The organism is Wenyingzhuangia sp. IMCC45533 (assembly GCF_054111225.1).
Window position 1 is genome coordinate 688,994 of record NZ_CM134197.1, and the last position, 19,922, is coordinate 708,915.

A 19,922-nucleotide genomic window follows, 5' to 3' on the forward strand; every position below is an offset into this window, starting at 1 on the left:
CTGTAGGTTTGTATCCTAACTTTTTTTTAGACTTTACGTTCTTCGATGAAAATTGGTTTTATTACTAATTTAATGATCTCAAAAACTTCATTTTTAACTTTGCCTGCTTCAAATTATTGGTCTCGTTTTCTATTGATTTCAAAGCAGTATCTAACAACGGATTTCCCTTTTTACTATTGGCAAAGAATCCTAAATTATTCTCTAACTGCTTTAAATCTTTTGTAATCTGATCTATTTCTTTTCTCAAATTACTTTGCTCATCATATAACTTTTTGCTGTCAATAGCGCTCCAATAAGCAATTTTTGTCTTATACTTAATCAAGTCCGCTTTTTCTTTGTCATCAAAAGAGTTTAGAACACTCAAAACAACGGTTTGTATATCCTGATCTATTTTGTTTTTTTGAGAAGGAACTGTACCTATAGCCAACCACTCTTTAACTATATCTCCGTAATTAGATTCTGTTATTTCTAAAGGTTTTATCTTCTCTAAAAAAGCTTCTTTATCTTTTAAGTTTTCTTGTTCTTGTGGTGTTCCTTCCAACTTGACCAAGTTCAGCCTGTCAAAATAAGCATCGCACAACGACTTAAATTCTTTCCAAAGTGCATCTGCTTGTTTTCTTGGTACAAAACCTACCTTTTTCCAAGCTGCTTGAATCCTTTTAAAATTTTCAGTAGCCTGCTCAAAATCTTCAGAATCTTTCCATTGCTGAGCCTCTTTAATCAACGCTTCTTTTTGCATCAACGCTTCGCCCTGTTCTTTTTTTGCTTCTTTAAAAAAATCATTCTTTGCACTGTTGAATTTTTTGGTGGCCTCTTTAAAAAGCTCCCAAGTTTCATTTGTGTTAGCTTTTGGAACTTTTCCTATGTCTAGAAAACTTTCTTTAAGGGCTTCAAATTTTTCTATACTTTTTTTCCAATCACCAAAAGATTTATTCTTACTGTAATCAAAATTTTTAATTTCTTCTATTTTAGTCAACTTCAAAGACAAATTCTCTTCTTCTTGCTTTCTTAGAGCATTGTAAAAAGCCGTTTTCTTGTCATGAATTTCATTGGTTATTTTGGTGAATTCTTCCCATACGGGCTCTCTAAACTCTTTGGCCACAGGCCCCGTTTCTTCTTTCCATATTTTATGTAGCACTTGTAACTCATTAAAAGCAAACTGTATATCTGCGTGCTCCAACAACTCCTTTGCTTTTACTATAATTTGTTGCTTAGCTTCTAAATTGTGTTTAAAATCAATCTGTCTTAAATCATTATTAATGTGTAACAAATCGTAAAATTGCTCTACATACAAATGGTAATTCCCCCAAGTTTCTTGATACTTGTCAGATACAATAGCTCCAACATTTTTCCAATCTTCTTGTAATTGTTTAAACTCTTTGTATGAATTAGAAACATCCGCTTGGTCTACTAAAACTTTTATCTGGTCAATAATAGCCTCTTTCTTTGCCAGATTATCTGTTAACTCTTTCGCTATTTTTTGGTGATATTCATTCTTCTTCTCCAAATATTGCTTCCATAAGTTTTTAAAGGAAACTTGTACGGATTGTTTGTCATACTCAAAAACAGCATCTTCTCCTTCTTTTTCAAAAAACTCTTTCTTTGATGTTTCTAAGGCTTCGTTATACTGATAATAGAAGGAAGCTCTTATGGCATTAGCCTCTTCTTTTATTTCAGGAATTGTATGTTGATTTAATTTGGTATTTAATTCTGCAATTAAACTTTCAAGAGACATTGTTTTATAGTCAATTGATTGAATATTCTTATCTACGTCAACCGGTGTCATTTATATTTTTTTTTCAAATATTTAATTTCTCTCCTAATTTATACAATAAAAGTTAATTAGCGCTATTAATTTGGGGAGTTATATAATTAATAAAATTCAGCTTTAAATTAGGGTTGATACTTATGTTATCTAATTTTTCTGCTCCATTTTTATCGACTAATTTAATTTTCAAACTAGTTTCGTTCTCTACATCAATTCTGGAATAATAAATTTTACTAGGTAGTGTTTGCCAATTTCTTGTATCACTTTTTTCTGTAAAAGCATTGATTAAGCCCAATATAGCTCCCAAATTCTGATTTTGATTAGCAACTACTCCTTCTGCTATTTTTTTTGTGGCAACTCTCAGTACTAGTTTTCCTATTTCTCTGGCTGTCCTATCTTTTAAAGTTTTGGTGGCAATCTCCTCATAGTTTTGAGCCAATTGAAACCTTTTCATTTCGTTCTCTTTAACCCCTATTAAAGCTTGCGCGTAATAAGTAGGCCTTACTTCGTATTTTGGAAAGGATACGTTGATGATATTCAAATCTGAAAAACTATTGGATACCGATCCTCTCCTTGGCACGTTAAAAGACAAACCAAGTTCTTGGTTGTTAAACGAAATAAAATTACTATTGATTCCGGGGATTGCCGTAAAAGTAAAATAAGTTTGAGATTTATAGGGAATTAATCCGTTTTCCCAAAACACAACAACACTCTTTTTCTTTGTAAAATTTGAATCGTATGTTTTGCCAAACAATTTGCTAAACCTTGCTTCTTCTGCATAAAAACCTAAAACATGCGCTGTGTTTATCACGTCGTGTTTTAATTGATCTGGCATAGATACACCAAAAAAACTCCCGTCCTGCTTAGCATAAAGTTCTACTGCATTTCTGTAAGCAATAAAAGCATCGTTAATGTTGCCTGTGGCCTCATAAATTAAACCTTGCAAGCTCAATGCAAAAGCATCATTGCTATATCTGTTCTTTTTTCCTTCTGGGTAACTGTCATTTATTTTTAGTAACTCTAAATTTATTCTTTTAGCCTCTACCAAAGCTTCATCGTACAGATTTAGGAAAATATAATTTAAAGCTTTATAATAATGTATTGCTACTTTTTCAAAGTCTTCTCCTTGGTAGGTTTCTTTTTCTGGATTGGTAATCACTCCCAAAACCTTGTTCGCTAAGTTTTTTTTATAGAACTCTATAAAATCATCTGCTTTATTAAAATACTCGTTACTCAGCTTATAGTTTTTGTTGATATGGGCTAACTTTCCTTTTTCTAAATAAAACAGCAGTTTGTTTCTATCTTTTTTTAAGAACTTGTTTTTGTCAACGCTAGTTAAAGCAGATTGGTAATTTTGAGACTGCAGCTGCTGCTGATACTTTGCACTTAAGTCGTGATACGAGGCACACGAACTCAGTCCTATCAAAACAAACATGATCCCTAAAAAAACAATTACTTTTCTCATAGTCTTGTAAACAAAAAAACTGCTTAGTGTTATGGAATAACAGCTAAACAGTTTTTAATAAATTATTGATATTTAGTTTTTTACAAACTTTTTTATTTTCTTGTCGCCAAACCAAACTTTTTCGTTGGTTTGAATATTGGTAAGCTCTAAATCTATTTGATAATAGACCACTTTTTTTCTGTTAATTGCATCTACAACAGAGTTAATTGTTCCTTGTAGCATATAATCTGCACCCGTTTCTAAACCAAACTTTTTAACAGTAGACACAGATGCATTGTTTTGCTGATCTGCTCTTTCTGCTCTCAACTCATTTCTCATTTCCCCTCCTTGTACAACTCTAGCTCGTTGAGACTTTACCAAAGCTTTTTCCATTTCTTTAGTAAACAACTCAGCATCAATGTGTTCATGAGACTTATTTCTTACCAAACCTACAATAACCACAGGTTTGACTTTTTTCTCAATCATATGTGTACTTAACCAATCTCCAGTAACAACCTGCGCACTTAAAGCCTCAGCAGACAATCTAGCATCAGTATCGTTCCATCTACCACTCAAATCAATTTGTTCGTTGGTATCAATTCTTGTTACTTTTCTAGAACAAGATTCTAATCCAAAAATGCTTAAAGAAGCTAATGCTATTATTAAAATACTTTTTTTCATTTGTTTATTATTTTTGCTTATCTAATAAAATAAGTACATCCCAATCCTGAGTTTCTATAATTTAGATGATTAGAAAAACCGAAACCTAAATTTCTATATCCAAAGTTAGGATAAAAACCTAAACTAGGAGTATATCTGTAATATTTTGTGTTTTTTGCGCGTTCTAAGCGTTCTTGATGTCTCCACAATCCGCGCATAGACCTATGCTCTTTTCTTGTTTTTTTACGAATTCTTTTCTCCTCCATCGGATCTATGGCAACATAAGTCTGATTTTCGGTAGTTCCTTGTTTATTAGTGTATTGAGAACTATCCTTTAGATATTTTTGATAACTTATTTGGTGATTTGGATTTTGGTCAGAAACAGGTTGCTTTTGAGCCATCAAGCCCAATGTAAACATAAAAATGGAAATATGTAATAACGTTTTCATCATCGTAGATTTTAAAGGTTTATTAACTATTATAAACAAATACCATACCTTAAATTAATTGTTCCAAATCTCCCAGGCCTTTTCTGCTTGCAACTGCAGCATTTCTAAACCATTTTTAATAGCAGCTCCTTGTTCTTTTCCCAACCTCAAAAAAGTAGTTTCAGACGGATTATAAATCAAATCGTACAGCAAATGTCTCTCCGTTAAAGCAGCGTAAGGAATGTCAGGTTTTAAATCTACATTGGGAGAAGTTCCTAACGGAGAACAGTTTACTATTACCGTAAATTCATTGATTAACGCTGGCGTTAATTGCTCGTAACTTAAAATTGTGTTTTTAGCGGTTCTAGAAACAAACTCGTATTCAATTCCTAATTTTTTAAAAGCATAAGCAACCGCTTTTGAAGCTCCGCCTGTTCCAAGTATCAATGCTTTTGTGTGATGTGATTTTAGTAATGGCTCAATTGATTTTTGAAAACCGTACACATCGGTATTAAACCCAACCGCACTACCATCATCTGACAGTTTTATAGTATTTACAGCTCCTATTTGTTTCGCATCATTATCTATATCTGTTAAAAAGGCTTGTACCTCTTGTTTGTAAGGAATGGTTACATTTAATCCCTTGAGTCCATTCTCTTTTAAACTGATAATCTCTTTTAAGGAAGCAATATCTTGTAAATCAAAGTTTGTATACTGATGACTTTCTAAGTTCAGTTTTTGGAATTTTTCTGTAAAATATCCCCTCGAAAAAGAATAAGATATATTTCTACCTACCAATCCAAATGTTACTTTTTTCATTGTTTGTGTTTCTTTTTAGAAAAATATTCTATGCTCAAAACCAATAGAACCCCTATTACAATAAACATTAGTGCTGTTAAATTGTAACTGGAAGCCAGATTGGGAAAATACTTTTCGTAACCAATAATTACTTCGTTGTTATACTTATCTACAATATCTGCATTGTACATTTTGTGTTTCCATGGCCATACCGTACCCAAAGAACCTATAATAAAACCAATGATAAGTGCATTGGTTATTTTATCCCACTTTTTTAACACAAAGGCTAGTAGTTGCGAAAAAAATATCAATCCAAAAACAGAACCTAAAGTAAAAACTACCAAAACTATAAGATATTCTCTATTTATTGGATTTTGTAAAACCTCAAAGTTCCCAACCAGTAACTCTGCAATAACTTTAGCAAACACGTTTACCGTATCAACCAAAAGAAAAACGTAATTCCCCATCAACATTAAAATGTAGGAACCCGATAAACCAGGGATTGTCATTCCTGAAACTCCTATAGCACCACATAGAAATACAAACCACAAATTGTGATTCTCTCCGCTGGGTTCTATGTAATTAATCGCAATTCCCATCAAAGCACCAACTATTAAAGAAATATAGCTTTTGAGTTCCCAACCTTCATATTTTTTGATTAGATAAATTCCAGAACCTATAATCATCCCAAAAAATAACGACCACACTTGTAGCTCATGTCTTTCCAGAAAATAGTCTAGCAGCTTAGATACTGTGAAATAGCTAAAAACCATCCCTCCTACTATGTACAATAGAAATTTTGCGTTGATATAAGTGTAAAAACTTTCAAAACTTCTGTTCATTAACAAGCCAAAGGCTTTTCTATTTATTTTTTGAAAAGAATAAATCAATTCGTTGTAAAAATCTAACACATAAGCAACAGCTCCCCCAGACACCCCAGGAACTTTATTGGCAACTCCCATAGATATGCCTTTGACAAAAAGCAGTAGATTATACGTTAAACTTCCTTTTACAACCATGTTTTAAGATTTGTGATTTGCCAATCTCTCCATTCCTAAAATTAAGGCAAATCCTATAAAAGCCAATACCACAGCCAATAGTAGGTGAGATTCGCCTTGATAATTATTTGGTAAAATACTTTTTTGTAGCACGGGTACTGTAAAGCCTTTTGAGTTTATTCTGGTTGTTAATGTTTCTTTCCAAGGCCATATTTTGTTTAACGATCCTATAATAAAACCTGTAAGTCCTGCTAGTGTTATATTTTTATAGTTGGCAAATAAATATTTTAATATTCTAGAGAAACTTAACAAGCCTACAATGGTTCCTAACCCCACGATAGCTATTACCTGTAAGTCTCTAGCATGCACTGCATTTAAAATTGTTTGATAGGCTCCCAACAACACTAGAATAAAAGCTCCTGAGATTCCCGGTAAAATCATAGCACAGATGGCCAATGCTCCTGCTAAAAAAAGAAACAACAGAGAATTTTCGTCGCTAACCATAGGCTTTACTATGGTAATGTAGTAAGCGATGGTACACGTAACTATTAATATGAGTATTTCTTGTATCCTCCATCTATCAATTTGCTTACCCACGTAAATAACACTTGCTAGGACGAGTCCAAAAAAGAAAGACCAAACTAAAATAGGTTGAGTAGTTAACAAATAAGAAATTCCCTTAGCTAAGGAAACAACACTAATTGCAATACCTATTAACAAAGACAACAAAAAATTTCCGTTAATTTTTTCCCATGTGGCCTTGAGGCCCTCTTGCTTTAAACTTTTAAATACAGATAGATTTATATTACTGATGGTTGTTAAAAGCTCTTCGTATATCCCCGAGATAAAAGCGATGGTCCCTCCAGAAACTCCTGGTACTACATCCGCAGCACCCATAGCCATTCCTTTTAGAGAAATAACAACGTAATCTTTAATAGATCTTTTCATTTAAAGTGTTTTTAAACAAAAGTAGCTTTAAAAACTAGTTATTCAAAAAGTTTGAAATCAATCTTTTTACTTCAGTATCATTAAAAACAGTAGGATACAACTCTTCCATAATTAGATAATAATCTAAATCTAGACTTAGGGCTGTTTGCAAGTGTAAGTAAGCTTCTTTTTTTTGATTTGTCATATGAAACAAACAACCCAAGCGATACTCTATTTCAGCAAAATTACTATGTTGCTTTTTGGCCTTTACAAGTGTATTTAAAGCTTGCGAAAAATTACCGATAAAAACAAAAACATCCGCTAGCGTTATCCAAACCTCAACTCCAGAATCACCTAGTTCTATACATTTCTCAAAAGCCTCAACAGCTTCCTCGTAAAAATTGAGTCTCAAATTGATATCGGCAAAGTATCGCCAATATTCTACATTCGTCTCATCAAGAGCCACAGCTTTATGGGCATAATGCAACGCTTTGTCGTATTTCTTTTCTTCGTTACTTATCACTGCCAAGAGCATCCAACCCTTATCTAGTAACGGATCTTCATGTACTGCTTTTTTATAATAATAAGTAGCCTTTGTTGCCTCTTTTTTCTTTTTGTAACATTCCCCTATCCTTAAATATGCAAACGCTGTGGGGTCATCCAACTCTAAAGTAACCTGATAGTTTTTAATTGCCTCATCATAGGATTCCAATTTCTCTAAAGTTTTAGCTTTCTCTACATATCCTCCAATAAAAGCTTCGTCAATCACCACTGCATAGTCAAAAGCTTTCAGTGCTTCTTCAAACCTTTTTAAAACAAAGTATTGTCTTCCTAATTGATGCCAGGCTACTTCGCAATAGGGATTCTTATATATGTAATTGTTTAAAAACAAAATGGCTTCTTTATGATTAGATTCCATTTCAAAACAATAGATAATATTGTAGAGCGCTTGATAATCTTCCAAATCAAAATCTAAACAAACAGAAAAATGTGATCTCGATTTTTGATAATCATCCAAGTACAAATATTCCATCCCTAACAATGAGGAAACATCAGCCAAATCATCTGTATATTCCTCGGCTATTTTTAAGTAATTTATCGCTTCTTGATGCTTGTCTTGTTTGGATAGTAAATTGGCAATCTGTATATAAACCTCTTCATTTGAGGGGAAGATAGCCATCAAATTATCTAGTAAATTTCTAGCTTCATTAAATTTGTTTTCAAAAACCATGATTTCGGCTTGAATCAATTTAATATCTGCCGAATCTGGATGCTGCTCTAAAGCTAAAAAAACTGCTTTTTTTGCCATCGAGGTATTCCCTTCATCTAAGTAATAATGAATAATTTCCTCAAATTCTGTTGTATCAAAAAAATAAACATCATTTGTCTTCAGCATTTTCTCAAATTTGGATAATGACATCATATTTTTTTGTTTGTGTTCTTTAAGCAATTCTTAATATAAAAATAAGTAGAATTGGGCTTGTCAAGGTCAGCGTTAATCAAATGTTTTTAACAAATTAATCAACAAAAAAACTATATTTGTACAACTAATTTACTTAGATCTTATGAGTGATAAAATACTTCTAAACTCAAAAAAAATTCAAATCATCTTACAGCGATTGGCTTGTCAGTTAATTGAAAACCACGGTGACTTTTCTGATACTGTTTTAATTGGTTTGCAACCTAGAGGTACTTATTTTGCTGATAGAATTGCAAATATTTTAAGAAATGACTATCAAATAAGAAATATTGATTTAGGTAAATTAGATATTACTTTTTACAGGGATGATTTTAGACGTAGAGAAGCTCCTTTAAACGCAAATTCAACTGAGATTAACTTTTTGGTAGAAGATAAAAAGGTAGTTTTTATTGATGATGTCTTATTTTCTGGTAGAAGTATTAACGCAGCATTAACCGCCATACAGTCATACGGTAGACCTAAAGATGTAGAATTATTAGTTTTAGTAGACAGACGTTTTAGTAGACATTTACCTATTCAACCAGATTATAAAGGAGCTGCTGTAGACGTTATTAACGAAGAGCGAGTGTTGGTTAATTGGAGTGACGACACCTCTCAAGATGCAGTATATATCATTAACAAGAACAAATCATAGTAGATGAAAACTTTAAGCGTTCCCAACTTATTAGGAATTAAACACCTTGTAAAAGAAGATATTGATTTAATTTTTGAAACTGCAGACCATTTTAAAGAGGTAATTAACAGACCAATTAAAAAAGTACCCTCTTTAAGAGATATTACCATTGCCAATCTGTTTTTTGAAAACAGTACAAGAACTAAGTTATCTTTTGAGTTGGCAGAAAAACGCTTGTCTGCTGATGTGATCAATTTTTCTGCTTCGGGATCATCTGTAAAAAAAGGAGAAACACTGATTGATACAGTCAACAATATTTTGTCTATGAAGGTGGATATTGTTGTAATGAGACACCCTAACGTAGGAGCGCACGAATTTTTAGCAAAGCACGTTGATACCAAAATCATCAATGCTGGAGATGGTACACACGAACACCCTACTCAAGCCTTATTAGATTCTTTTTCTATTAGAGAAAAATTAGGAGATGTGGCAGGTAAAAAAGTAGTAATTGTAGGTGACATTTTACATTCTAGAGTCGCACTATCAAATATATATGCTTTAAAATTGCAAGGTGCAGAAGTAAAAGTTTGCGGACCCGCTACTTTAATTCCCAAGCACATAGAAAGCTTAGGAGTTACTGTAGAGACAAACTTAAGAAAAGCCTTAGAATGGGCGGATGTTGCCAATATGTTACGTGTACAAAATGAGCGAATGGCTATTAATTATTTTCCATCTACCAGAGAATATACGCAGCTTTATGGAGTAGATAAAAAATTGTTAAATTCGTTAGATTCAGAAATTACCATCATGCACCCAGGACCTATCAACCGAGGTGTAGAAATTACTTCTGATGTTGCAGATTCTGACCAAGCTATTATTCTAAATCAAGTAGAAAATGGTGTGGCTGTAAGAATGGCTTGTATATACCTTTTGGCCGAACAAATAAAAAAATAAAAGATGAAAACTACTTCTAACGATAAGTTTACAACCTTAACAGCAGAAAAGGATTTTGAATACTTTTTAAACTTTCTCAAAACGGCTTATGACCCATTAACTGCTGGGAATTTGGTTCTAGATTTAAGTAATATACAAACTACCGAAAACCAGATAAACGAGCTTGCACAATACGCAGAAGCCCAAGCAGAAAACAATAATTCTTTTGTGATTGTAATCCCAACTTTTGATGCAGATGTTTTTGATGAAGAACTAAACGTTGTTCCTACTTTAACCGAAGCAGAAGACATTATTGATATGGATGAAATGACTCGCGATTTAGGATTTTAGGATGGGCATACAACTCACCATATTAGGTTGCCACTCCGCAACTCCTAGAACCAATGCACATCCTACTGCACAATACTTAAAAATAAACGAACAACATCTTTTAATTGATTGTGGTGAGGGAACTCAAGTTCTGTTAAGACAACACAAAGTTCCTTTCGCTAAAATCAAACATATTTTTATTTCTCATTTGCATGGGGATCATTTTTTTGGGCTGGTTGGGTTGATTTCTACTTTTGGTTTGTTAGACCGTAGAACTGAACTCAACATTTACGGACCTAAAGGAATTAAAGAAATTATCACTTTACAGCTAAAACTATCCAAATCTTGGACTTCTTTTCCCTTATTGTTCCACGAACTAGGGTCAAAGGAATCCAAAGTAATTCTAGATGATAAAAAAATTAGCGTAACCACCATTCCTCTTGATCACAGAGTTTATACTAACGGTTTTTTATTTAAGGAAAAAGAAGCTTTAAGAAAGCTAAACATGGAAAACGTTTCTATGGAACCCGAAATAGAAATCTGCGATTATCACAACCTAAAAAAAGGGAAGGACTTTTTAAAACAGAATGGTGAACTTATTCCTAACGAAGATTTAACGCTTCCTCCTAAAAAAGCGTTGAGTTACGCTTTTTGTAGTGATACTGCCTATAAACCAGACATTGTTCCTATTATACAAAATGCTACGCTGCTATACCACGAATCTACTTTTTTAGAAGACCGAAAAGACCTTACAGAAAGAACCAAACACAGCACCGCTAAAGAAGCTGCAACTATTGCCAAATTAGCCAATGTTAAAAAACTTATTTTGGGACATTATTCTAGTAGGTACAGAGATATTAGTCAGTTTAAAGTTGAAGCCGAAACTGAGTTTGAACATGTGGAACTAGCGGAAACGGGAAAAGTTTTTGTTTTTTAGAAATTGATTTTTTTTGTGATTTTAGCATCTCGACTCCGCTCGACAAACTCTTTAATGCCGTTTTTATCTTAGCGCTTAGTATTCTATCATCTAATAAGACTAAATTATATCACAGAAGAATAGATTAGTTTGAGTGAGATTATTTTAGGATGATGTAGAATAAGCCATCCCTTTTAGGTTCAAAATCGTCATTTCGAGCAATTTTCGGTGGAAAATTGCTCGAAATGACGATTTTAAGACCTTTAGCTCATTATGTTGAGCTTCTACTTTATTAGTAAACCGATATTTCAAAAGGAAGTTTGGCTTGTATTCCCCTTGTTTTGAATATTGATTTTAAAGGACTCAACTCAGCTATTCCCATATCTTTAGCAATAGCATTTACATTCAATTGCTGTTTTATTAAAGAACCTGGACTTAAAACATCTTTTAATTCCATATCATACTTAGGTAATTCTTTTAAAGAATATTCTTTAATCTCTGCCTTTTTAGCTGCATACATAATGGCTACATCTAAACCTCCCAGCTCGTCAACCAAACCGACTTCTAATGCCTTGACACCTGTCCAAACACGACCTTGAGCTACCTCATCAACCTCTTCCATAGACATATTCCTTCCTTTGGCAACCCTATCTAAAAAATTATCGTAAACCTCCTCTATCCCTTCTTTTACTACTTTTTTAAATTTTTCGTCGACAGGGAGCACTGCGCTGTAATGAACACCGTTTTCGTGCGTGCTTACCACTTCCGCGTTAATTCCTATTTTTTTAGCTAAAGGAGCTGCATTGGGTAACATTCCAAACACCCCTATAGAACCTGTTATTGTGGTAGGCTCCGCAAAAATTCTATCTGCCCCGCAAGCAATATAGTATCCTCCAGAAGCTGCCAAATTCCCCATAGATACAATCACGGGCTTCTTCTTTTTAGCTTGTTCTACTGCATTCCATATCAAATCAGAAGCTAAGGCATCTCCACCTGGCGAATTTACTCTTAGCACAATCGCTTTTACTTTGTCGTTTTTAGCAGCTGCGCTCAAAGCCTTTATCATTTTTTTTTGTCCTATAATATCTAAAGTTCCTTTTCCATACATAATATTTCCTTGCGCATAAACCACCGCAATTTGAGATTCCTTTTTTTCCATCTCTTTTAAAAGCACGTGATTCATATAATCTTTAAACTTTACCGTATGGTCTTTTTCCGTTTGCAGTCTCTTGTTTAGTTTTTCTTGGTAATCGTTTTTGTAGAGAACTCCATCTACCAAATTATTCTGTAATGCGGTAGCCGATGATTTTCCGTACAATTCTAATACCGCTTTCTCTACATCTATATTACGAGTACTAGCAACAGCTTTGTCAATTTCTTTCCATATACCGTTAATAAGTTCGCTAATTTGTTTTCTATTCGCATCACTCATTTCATTGGCTATAAATGGTTCTACTGCGCTTTTGTATTTTCCGTGTCTTATTACCTCCATTTTAACACCATACTTTTCTTGAAAATCTTTGTAGAACATCACTTCAGAATGTAATCCTTTTAGTTCTACACGTCCTAAAGGAGACACAAAAACAGAATCTGCTACTGAGCTTAAGTAATATTTCTTTTGTGAGTAAACATCGCTGTAAGCATAAATAAACTTTCCTTTCTCTTTAAACTTCACTAACATTTTGCGGAGGGCAGTGGTTTGAGCCCATCCCATACTATTAGGGATATTTGTTAAACTAATTCCTTTTATTTTTTCATCATAAGTAGCAACCTCAATAGCCTTGCAGATATTGTTAAATCCGTATTTAAATTCTTCTAATCCCAAAATATTGGAAAACGGGTTTGATTCTACAGGAACGTAATCATTAATTTGTCCAGACAAGTTAATTTCCAGAATAGAATTGTCTGTAACCTCTTTTACCTCATCACCTGTAAACGATAATGCAATTCCAATTCCAACCACAATAAAAATAATAAGGGCAATCCAGATTGCGACTAAAGATGACAGTACTCTTTTGATGAAATTCATATTTTATTTTTTTATTAAACAAATATAAATGATTTCTTTGTTCAACGATTAAAAATATATGAACACCGCAATTTTATCTTTAGGAACCAACCTTGGAAATAAACTAGAAAATCTAAATAATGCTCTGTCAAAAATTAAAGGTATTGGTAATATTCTAAAAGTTTCGTCGATTTATCAAACTCCGCCTTGGGGGTTTGAGAGTGATGACTTTTATAACATTTCTATCCAAATTGAAACCTCTCTAAATACATCTGAGTTATTAACTGAACTGCTGACTTTTGAAGAAGAATTGGGTAGACTTAGAAATGAAAACCTTGAAGGTTATCAAGCAAGACCCTTGGATATTGATATTCTTTTTTTTAATAATGATATTATCAATACACCTCATTTAGAGATTCCTCATCCTAGAATTCAAGACCGAAAATTTGTATTAATTCCCACCATCGAAATTGTTAAAAATTTTACACATCCAGTGTTAAAAGATACTCTAGAAAATTTACTCGCAAAAACCAACGATGATAGTGACATTACACGACTTGATATTCAGTTGACACTATAAGTAATTACACTAAAACCAGTCTCCGTGTTATGTACGGAATAATAGTTAAACGTATCTATAAAAACTAAAAAGCGATTCAGAAATAAATTCTGAATCGCTTAAAATATAATTCGTTTACTACTTTATATTAATATCTGTAGTACTCTGGTTTAAATGGACCTTCAACAGTTACTCCAATATAAGAAGCTTGATCTTCTGACAAAGTATCTAGTTCAACACCAATTTTAGCTAAGTGTAAACGTGCTACTTTTTCATCTAAATGCTTAGGTAATGTGTACACATCATTTTGATAAGCATCTGCATTATTCCACAATTCTAACTGAGCCAACACTTGATTCGTAAAAGAATTTGACATTACAAAACTTGGGTGACCTGTAGCGCATCCTAAGTTTACCAAACGTCCTTCCGCCAATACTAAAAACTCTTTTCCGTCAATCGTATATTGGTCTACTTGTGGTTTAATCTCAACTTTAGATGCTCCGTAGCTTCCGTTTAACCAAGCCATGTCAATCTCATTGTCAAAGTGACCAATATTACAAACAATTGCCTTATCTTTTAATGCTTTAAAATGACGATCTACAATAATATCTTTATTACCAGTAGTAGTTATTACAATATCCGCACGCTTAATAGCATCGTCCATCTTTTTCACTTCAAAACCATCCATGGCAGCTTGTAAAGCACAAATCGGGTCTATTTCTGTTACCAAAACTCTAGCTCCAGCTCCTTGTAAAGAAGCAGCAGTTCCTTTACCTACATCTCCGTAACCAGCAACTACGGCTACTTTTCCAGCCATCATTACATCAGTAGCTCTACGAATAGCATCTACAGCAGATTCTTTACATCCGTATTTGTTATCAAATTTAGACTTGGTAACAGAATCGTTTACGTTGATAGCGGGCATTGGTAAAGTACCAGCCTTTACACGCTCTATTAAACGGTGAACTCCCGTAGTGGTTTCTTCTGATAATCCTTTAATCCCTTCAACTAGTTCTGGATATTTATCTAACACCATGTTTGTTAAATCTCCACCATCATCTAAAATAAGATTTAACGGTTTTTTATCTTCTCCAAAGAATAAAGTTTGCTCTATACACCAATCAAACTCCTCTTCGTTTAATCCTTTCCAAGCATAAACTGGAATTCCTGCAGCAGCAATGGCAGCAGCAGCTTGATCTTGAGTAGAAAAGATGTTACAAGAAGACCAGGTAACCTCAGCTCCTAAATCTACCAAAGTTTCAATTAAAACAGCTGTTTGAATAGTCATGTGTAAACATCCTGCAATTCTTGCACCTGCTAATGGCTTTTGCCCTTTATATTCTTCTCTAATACTCATCAATCCTGGCATTTCTGCCTCTGCCAAATGTATTTCTTTACGACCCCAATCAGCCAATGTAATGTCCTTTACTTTATAAGGAACGTATGTAGTTTCTAAACTCATATTAGTATATTTGTTACTTTTAGACTGCAAATTTACAAAATCCTTACTACAATAAATGCCTTTATTTAAATCAATACAAATCAACGAAACCACGCAAGCTTTTGTGTGGAAAATCACCGAAAGTATTGACTTCCTAAAGGATATTTACCTATCTAAAAACAGTTTAAATAGATTAAATTCGATGAAATCTGTTCAACACCAAAAAGGATTCCTGAGCATTAGACATTTGTTGAAGCAAATTCATTTAAGTGATGATGATTTGTATTACAATGAACATGGAAAACCTTTATTAAAAAGCGGATTACATATTTCCATTACCCACTCCTTTGACTTTTCTGCGATTGTAATTTCTGATAAAAACGTAGGGATTGATATTGAAAAAAACAGAGAAAAAATTAAGGTAATTAAACATCGTTTTACGGATATTGAGCAATATCAACTAGACAACGAGCAATACATTCAAAAGCTTACTTATATTTGGGGTGCAAAGGAATCTATGTATAAAATTCATCCTTGCGGGGGCATGAGTTTTAAAAATGATTTAATTGTAAGCAATTACAATCATTCATCTGCTATAGGATTAATTAATACCCCTGAGCTGGTTATAAATTGTGATATTAAATTTTACCCGATAGAAAACTATTCACTTGCCATTGCAACTACTTAAATGAATATTTTAAAAACTTTACAAAAGGCACAAAAAAATAATCAGAAACTGATTGCAGTTTTAATGGACCCTGATAAAATAAGCGAATCTCAGGTGGAACATATTTGCACAAGAATTAACGATGCTCCTATTGATTTTATTTTGATGGGAGGTAGTATTGTCAACAAAAATCAGACAGAAATTATTTCCAAGGCAACCAAAAAGTATAGTCAAGTACCTGTTATTTTGTTTCCTGGAGATTATCAGCAGTTAACCAACCAAGCGGATGCTCTTTTGTTTTTAAATTTAATTTCTGGAGACAATCCAGAATATTTAGTAAAACAGCAAATAAAATCAGTGCCATTTTTAAGTAGCAGTTCTTTAGAAATTATTTCTACGGGTTATGTTTTAATCGATGGAGATACACAAACTGCCACTATGCAGGTCTCCAATACAAAACCTATCGCTCAAAATAACATAGATTTAATTACGCAAACAGCCAAAGCAGGTGAACTCATGGGACAACAACTTGTGTATTTGGAAGCCGGTAGCGGAGCCATAACATCTGTAGGAACACCTGTTATAAAATCAGTTTATAATTCGGTTAATATCCCTATTATTGTAGGTGGAGGAATTAAAACTCTCGATGCAATTCAAAAAGCCCATAGCAACGGAGCTACATTAGTTGTAATAGGCACAGCATTTGAAAAAAATATTTTATTTAAATAAAAAATTATGAGGTTAGAAAAAAAATTAAAAGAAGAGATTGATAAAAGAGGTATATCTGAGAAAACATTGTCTAATCAAATGTTAGCTTTTATTAAGGGTACTTCTACTATAGCTTTAGATCGAATAGCCACTATTGGTGATGGAATTATAGAAATCAACAGCTTTGACCGAAGTAAGTTTATGAATATGTACAATCTTAAACAGCAAGACATCAATATTTGCAAATTTACTCCTGCCTCAGGACTAGCCTCCCGAATGTTTAAAGGGCTCTCTGAATTTTACAACACCAAGACTAGCAACCCTATGTCTCAGTACTTTTTTGATAACTTACATAAATTTCCTTTTTTTAAGGATGTTATTATCGAATTCCATAAAATCCATCCTCAGATTAAAAAACTAGATAATTTAACCAACAAACTAATTTTCCTAAATTTTGTTTTGAGTGATAAGGGTTTAAATTACCAACAAACTCCTAAAGGTTTAATTAAGTTTCATCAATATGATATTTACAATAAATCTGCTTTAGAGGAGCAAATCGATGAAGGATATTTTTATGCCATCAGTAAAAATCATCAAGTAAATTTGCATTTTACGGTAAACCCAAACTTTGTAGATGAATTTAAAAAGCAAGCGGAATCCTATATAAAATATAATTATAGTGATGCTGGGGTTACCTTCAATATTGATTTCTCTATTCAGAAAATTAGTACAGATACCATTGCTTTAAATCCCGATAACACTCCTTACAAAGATAAAGAAGGTAATTATTTATTTAGAGCGGGTGGACATGGTGCGCTTATTGAAAATTTAAATGATTTGGATGCTGATCTTATTTTTATCAAAAATATTGATAATGTAAGTCATCAAAACCACATGGAAGAAACCATTAAATACAAGCAAGTATTGGCAGGTAAATTGCTGTTTTTGCAAGAAAAGATTTTTGGTTACTTGATTTTGTTAAAAAACAGCCCTAAGAAAGCAGACCTGAGAGAAATTCGTTTTTTTATCATGGCAAATTTCTTTATTAACTTTAACGAGGATTGCACTTCTGATGATTTGTTTGCCTTTTTAAACAAGCCTCTGCGCGTTTGTGGAATGATTAAAAACCAAGGAGATGCTGGTGGTGGTCCATTTTGGATAAAAGATGATGACGACCAGCTTTCCATACAAATTATTGAAGGGGCTCAAGTAGATAAAACCATCGAAAGTCAGTTGGATATTTTGCACCAAGCAACTCACTTTAATCCTGTAGATATAGTTTGTGCTACTAAAGATTTTGAAGGAAATAAATTTGATTTGACTGAATACGTAAATCACGACGCGGTGTTTATTACTGACAAAACAGTGAATGGAAACCCCGTAAAAGGCTTAGAATTACCTGGTTTGTGGAATGGAGGTATGCACTGTTGGCTATCTGTATTTATAGAAGTTCCCATAGAAACTTTTAATCCTGTTAAAACTGTTACAGATTTACTGTCTCCTATGCACCAAGCCTAATTAAACGTTCGCTTGTTCAACGTAATTAGATAAATCTTCTTTTCTATCCAACTTACCTGTGGTGTAAAAAGTTAAAGCATCATTGTTATTAATAAAGAACTTGTCGGTTCCTATTTTATCTACAATATTACTTTTTGTAAACATATCTCTAACAGGTCCTTTAACGTTAGAAAAGAAGATTTTTATTTGTTTATCGTTATAAAAATCTATCGCTGTTTCTAACATTTGAATAGCAGTACTATCTACACCGTTGATACATTCAAAATCTAACAAAATAAGTTTTAAATTTTTGCCTTTCTTGTCCACTTCAACTTGTAAAACTTCGTTATAATAATTTGAATTGGCAAAATAAACTCTCGCATCAAATCTTAAAATCAAAACCTCATCGTTTACCTCTACTTCGTTAAACCTCTCTACATTTCTAAAAATATTGGTGTTAGGTATTCTCCCCAAAACGGCTACATGAGGCTTAGAAGTTCTTGCGATTAACATCATTAACGACAACACTACTCCAATGGTAATTCCCTCTTTAATTCCTAAAAACAGGGTTCCTAAAAAGGTAGCAATTAGCATCCAAAAATCGCTTTTATTTAAGTTCCACAACCTGATTGCTTCTTTATAATTGATTAATTTTATCACTGAAACAATAATAATCCCAGCCAAAACTGCCTTAGGTAAATAGTAAAAACAGGGCGTTAAAAAAAGTAAAACTAATACTAAAACAAGCATAGAGAATAAAGCTGCCAATCCTGTTTTAGACCCTGCATCTTCGTTTACAGCTGACCTAGAAAAACTTGCTGTAGATGGGTAGGATTTAAACATCGAACCAACTATATTCATCATCCCCAAAGCAATCAGCTCCTTGTTGGGAGATATCATCACTTCATCCGTACTTTTTTCGATGGCTTTTCCGATAGAAATAGTTTCTAAAAATCCTATAATTGCTAAAGTCATAGCAATGGGAAATAAATCAGAAATCATTTTAAAAGTAATTACTGGAGGCTCAAAAGAAGGCAAACCTGATGGAATTTCTTTTAAAACAGCAACATTAGGCAATTCTTTGTTTAAAAAGTAAAGCCCCACAATTCCTAGAACAACCACTAACAGAGGACCTGGTATTTTTGATTTGGTAAGTTTAATGACTAATAAAATTACTACCGTGATTAAGCCTACAAATAGTGTTTGGATTTCAACTTTATCCGCTTCTGAAACCATCGAGTAAACAATTTCTTGCAAGCGATTACTTCGTGGAATGGGAATTCCAGACAAATTTTTAAATTGGTTGATTCCAATGACAATGGCAGCAGCTGAGCTAAAACCACTAATTACAGGTTGCGATAAAAAATTGACTATAAAACCTAACTTTCCTATCCCCAACAATAATTGTATAACTCCTACAGAAAACGCGAGCAATAAAGCGAGCGTAATGTATGCCTCCGTACCAGCAATGGCTAGTGTTGAAATTCCTGCTGCCACAATTAATGAATCCATGGCTACTGGCCCTACTGCTACTCTTTGAGAAGTACCAAACAACAAATACATTAACTGAGGTAGTAAAGCGCTGTACAAACCGTATATAGGAGGCAAACCTGCAATTAGTGCGTATGCGATTCCTTGAGGAATTAAAACGATTCCTACTGTAAGCCCACCAACTACATCTGCTTTTAAATTGCTTTTAACGCTGTACTTGGGTAACCACTCTAAAATAGGAATCCATTTTTTCATA

Annotated in this window: 19 protein-coding genes; 8 read left to right on the forward strand and 11 right to left on the reverse strand. The window is 33.3% G+C overall.

Annotated features, from left to right (window positions below; genetic code table 11):
* Window positions 1-64 precede the first annotated feature (64 nt).
* From ACXGQW_RS02995 to ACXGQW_RS03030, 8 genes are all read right to left on the reverse strand, one after another.
* Entirely contained in the window at window positions 65-1,786 is a 1,722-nt protein-coding gene (locus tag ACXGQW_RS02995; RefSeq protein ID WP_457823617.1) for a DUF349 domain-containing protein, read from the reverse strand.
* Window positions 1,787-1,838: 52 nt separating this feature from the next.
* Complete coding sequence (locus ACXGQW_RS03000; RefSeq protein ID WP_457823618.1) at window positions 1,839-3,233, reverse strand: COG3014 family protein; 1,395 nt, start codon at window positions 3,231-3,233, stop codon at window positions 1,839-1,841.
* Window positions 3,234-3,305: 72 nt separating this feature from the next.
* Window positions 3,306-3,893 carry a penicillin-binding protein activator LpoB gene (locus ACXGQW_RS03005; protein WP_457823619.1) on the reverse strand — a complete coding sequence of 196 codons (588 nt, stop codon included), beginning with the start codon at window positions 3,891-3,893 and terminating at the stop codon, window positions 3,306-3,308.
* 17 nt (window positions 3,894-3,910) lie between these two features.
* The gene (locus ACXGQW_RS03010) at window positions 3,911-4,321 is read right to left on the reverse strand and encodes a hypothetical protein (RefSeq protein WP_457823620.1); all 411 of its coding nucleotides are present in this window, start codon (window positions 4,319-4,321) and stop codon (window positions 3,911-3,913) included.
* A gap of 54 nt (window positions 4,322-4,375) precedes the next feature.
* Complete coding sequence (locus tag ACXGQW_RS03015) at window positions 4,376-5,119, reverse strand: shikimate dehydrogenase family protein (RefSeq protein ID WP_457823621.1); 744 nt, start codon at window positions 5,117-5,119, stop codon at window positions 4,376-4,378.
* Entirely contained in the window at window positions 5,116-6,117 is a 1,002-nt protein-coding gene (locus ACXGQW_RS03020; RefSeq protein ID WP_457823622.1) for a DUF368 domain-containing protein, read from the reverse strand. The genes ACXGQW_RS03015 and ACXGQW_RS03020 overlap by 4 nt, the downstream gene beginning before the upstream one ends.
* Window positions 6,118-6,120: 3 nt before the next feature.
* Window positions 6,121-7,044: a DUF368 domain-containing protein gene (locus ACXGQW_RS03025; RefSeq protein WP_457823623.1), complete on the reverse strand. Its 924-nt coding sequence runs from the start codon at window positions 7,042-7,044 to the stop codon at window positions 6,121-6,123.
* Window positions 7,045-7,078: 34 nt separating this feature from the next.
* On the reverse strand, window positions 7,079-8,419 hold the full coding sequence (locus ACXGQW_RS03030) for a tetratricopeptide repeat protein (protein ID WP_457823624.1): 1,341 nt from the start codon (window positions 8,417-8,419) through the stop codon (window positions 7,079-7,081).
* A 169-nt stretch (window positions 8,420-8,588) separates the two neighbouring features.
* On the opposite strand from ACXGQW_RS03030, the gene pyrR reads away from it, so the two are divergent.
* From pyrR to ACXGQW_RS03050, 4 genes are read left to right on the forward strand one after another with little or no spacing between them, the layout of a single operon-like run.
* Window positions 8,589-9,137: a bifunctional pyr operon transcriptional regulator/uracil phosphoribosyltransferase PyrR gene (pyrR, locus tag ACXGQW_RS03035; protein ID WP_457823625.1), complete on the forward strand. Its 549-nt coding sequence runs from the start codon at window positions 8,589-8,591 to the stop codon at window positions 9,135-9,137.
* Window positions 9,138-9,140: 3 nt separating this feature from the next.
* Window positions 9,141-10,070 (forward strand): aspartate carbamoyltransferase catalytic subunit, encoded by a 930-nt coding sequence (locus tag ACXGQW_RS03040; RefSeq protein WP_457823626.1) that lies wholly within the window; start codon window positions 9,141-9,143, stop codon window positions 10,068-10,070.
* Between the two features lie 3 nt (window positions 10,071-10,073).
* On the forward strand, window positions 10,074-10,400 hold the full coding sequence (locus tag ACXGQW_RS03045) for a ribonuclease Z (protein ID WP_457823627.1): 327 nt from the start codon (window positions 10,074-10,076) through the stop codon (window positions 10,398-10,400).
* A gap of 1 nt (window position 10,401) precedes the next feature.
* On the forward strand, window positions 10,402-11,316 hold the full coding sequence (locus ACXGQW_RS03050; RefSeq protein WP_457823628.1) for a ribonuclease Z: 915 nt from the start codon (window positions 10,402-10,404) through the stop codon (window positions 11,314-11,316).
* A 271-nt stretch (window positions 11,317-11,587) separates the two neighbouring features.
* Here the strand turns inward: ACXGQW_RS03050 and sppA are convergent, their stop codons facing one another.
* On the reverse strand, window positions 11,588-13,324 hold the full coding sequence (gene sppA / locus ACXGQW_RS03055; protein ID WP_457823629.1) for a signal peptide peptidase SppA: 1,737 nt from the start codon (window positions 13,322-13,324) through the stop codon (window positions 11,588-11,590).
* A gap of 58 nt (window positions 13,325-13,382) precedes the next feature.
* Between sppA and folK the strand changes: the two genes are divergently transcribed.
* Window positions 13,383-13,883: a 2-amino-4-hydroxy-6-hydroxymethyldihydropteridine diphosphokinase gene (gene folK / locus ACXGQW_RS03060; protein ID WP_457823630.1), complete on the forward strand. Its 501-nt coding sequence runs from the start codon at window positions 13,383-13,385 to the stop codon at window positions 13,881-13,883.
* Between the two features lie 127 nt (window positions 13,884-14,010).
* On the opposite strand, the gene ahcY is transcribed toward folK, so the two are convergent.
* On the reverse strand, window positions 14,011-15,324 hold the full coding sequence (gene ahcY / locus ACXGQW_RS03065; protein WP_457823631.1) for an adenosylhomocysteinase: 1,314 nt from the start codon (window positions 15,322-15,324) through the stop codon (window positions 14,011-14,013).
* A gap of 55 nt (window positions 15,325-15,379) precedes the next feature.
* Between ahcY and ACXGQW_RS03070 the strand changes: the two genes are divergently transcribed.
* From ACXGQW_RS03070 to ACXGQW_RS03080, 3 genes are read left to right on the forward strand one after another with little or no spacing between them, the layout of a single operon-like run.
* Window positions 15,380-15,991: a 4'-phosphopantetheinyl transferase family protein gene (locus ACXGQW_RS03070; protein ID WP_457823632.1), complete on the forward strand. Its 612-nt coding sequence runs from the start codon at window positions 15,380-15,382 to the stop codon at window positions 15,989-15,991.
* A complete protein-coding gene (locus tag ACXGQW_RS03075; RefSeq protein ID WP_457823633.1) occupies window positions 15,992-16,699 on the forward strand; it encodes a geranylgeranylglyceryl/heptaprenylglyceryl phosphate synthase in 708 nt (235 codons plus the stop codon).
* Between the two features lie 6 nt (window positions 16,700-16,705).
* Window positions 16,706-18,196 carry a DUF4301 family protein gene (locus ACXGQW_RS03080; RefSeq protein ID WP_457823634.1) on the forward strand — a complete coding sequence of 497 codons (1,491 nt, stop codon included), beginning with the start codon at window positions 16,706-16,708 and terminating at the stop codon, window positions 18,194-18,196.
* Here the strand turns inward: ACXGQW_RS03080 and ACXGQW_RS03085 are convergent, their stop codons facing one another.
* Window positions 18,197-19,921 carry a SulP family inorganic anion transporter gene (locus ACXGQW_RS03085; protein WP_457823635.1) on the reverse strand — a complete coding sequence of 575 codons (1,725 nt, stop codon included), beginning with the start codon at window positions 19,919-19,921 and terminating at the stop codon, window positions 18,197-18,199.
* Window position 19,922 lies beyond the last annotated feature (1 nt).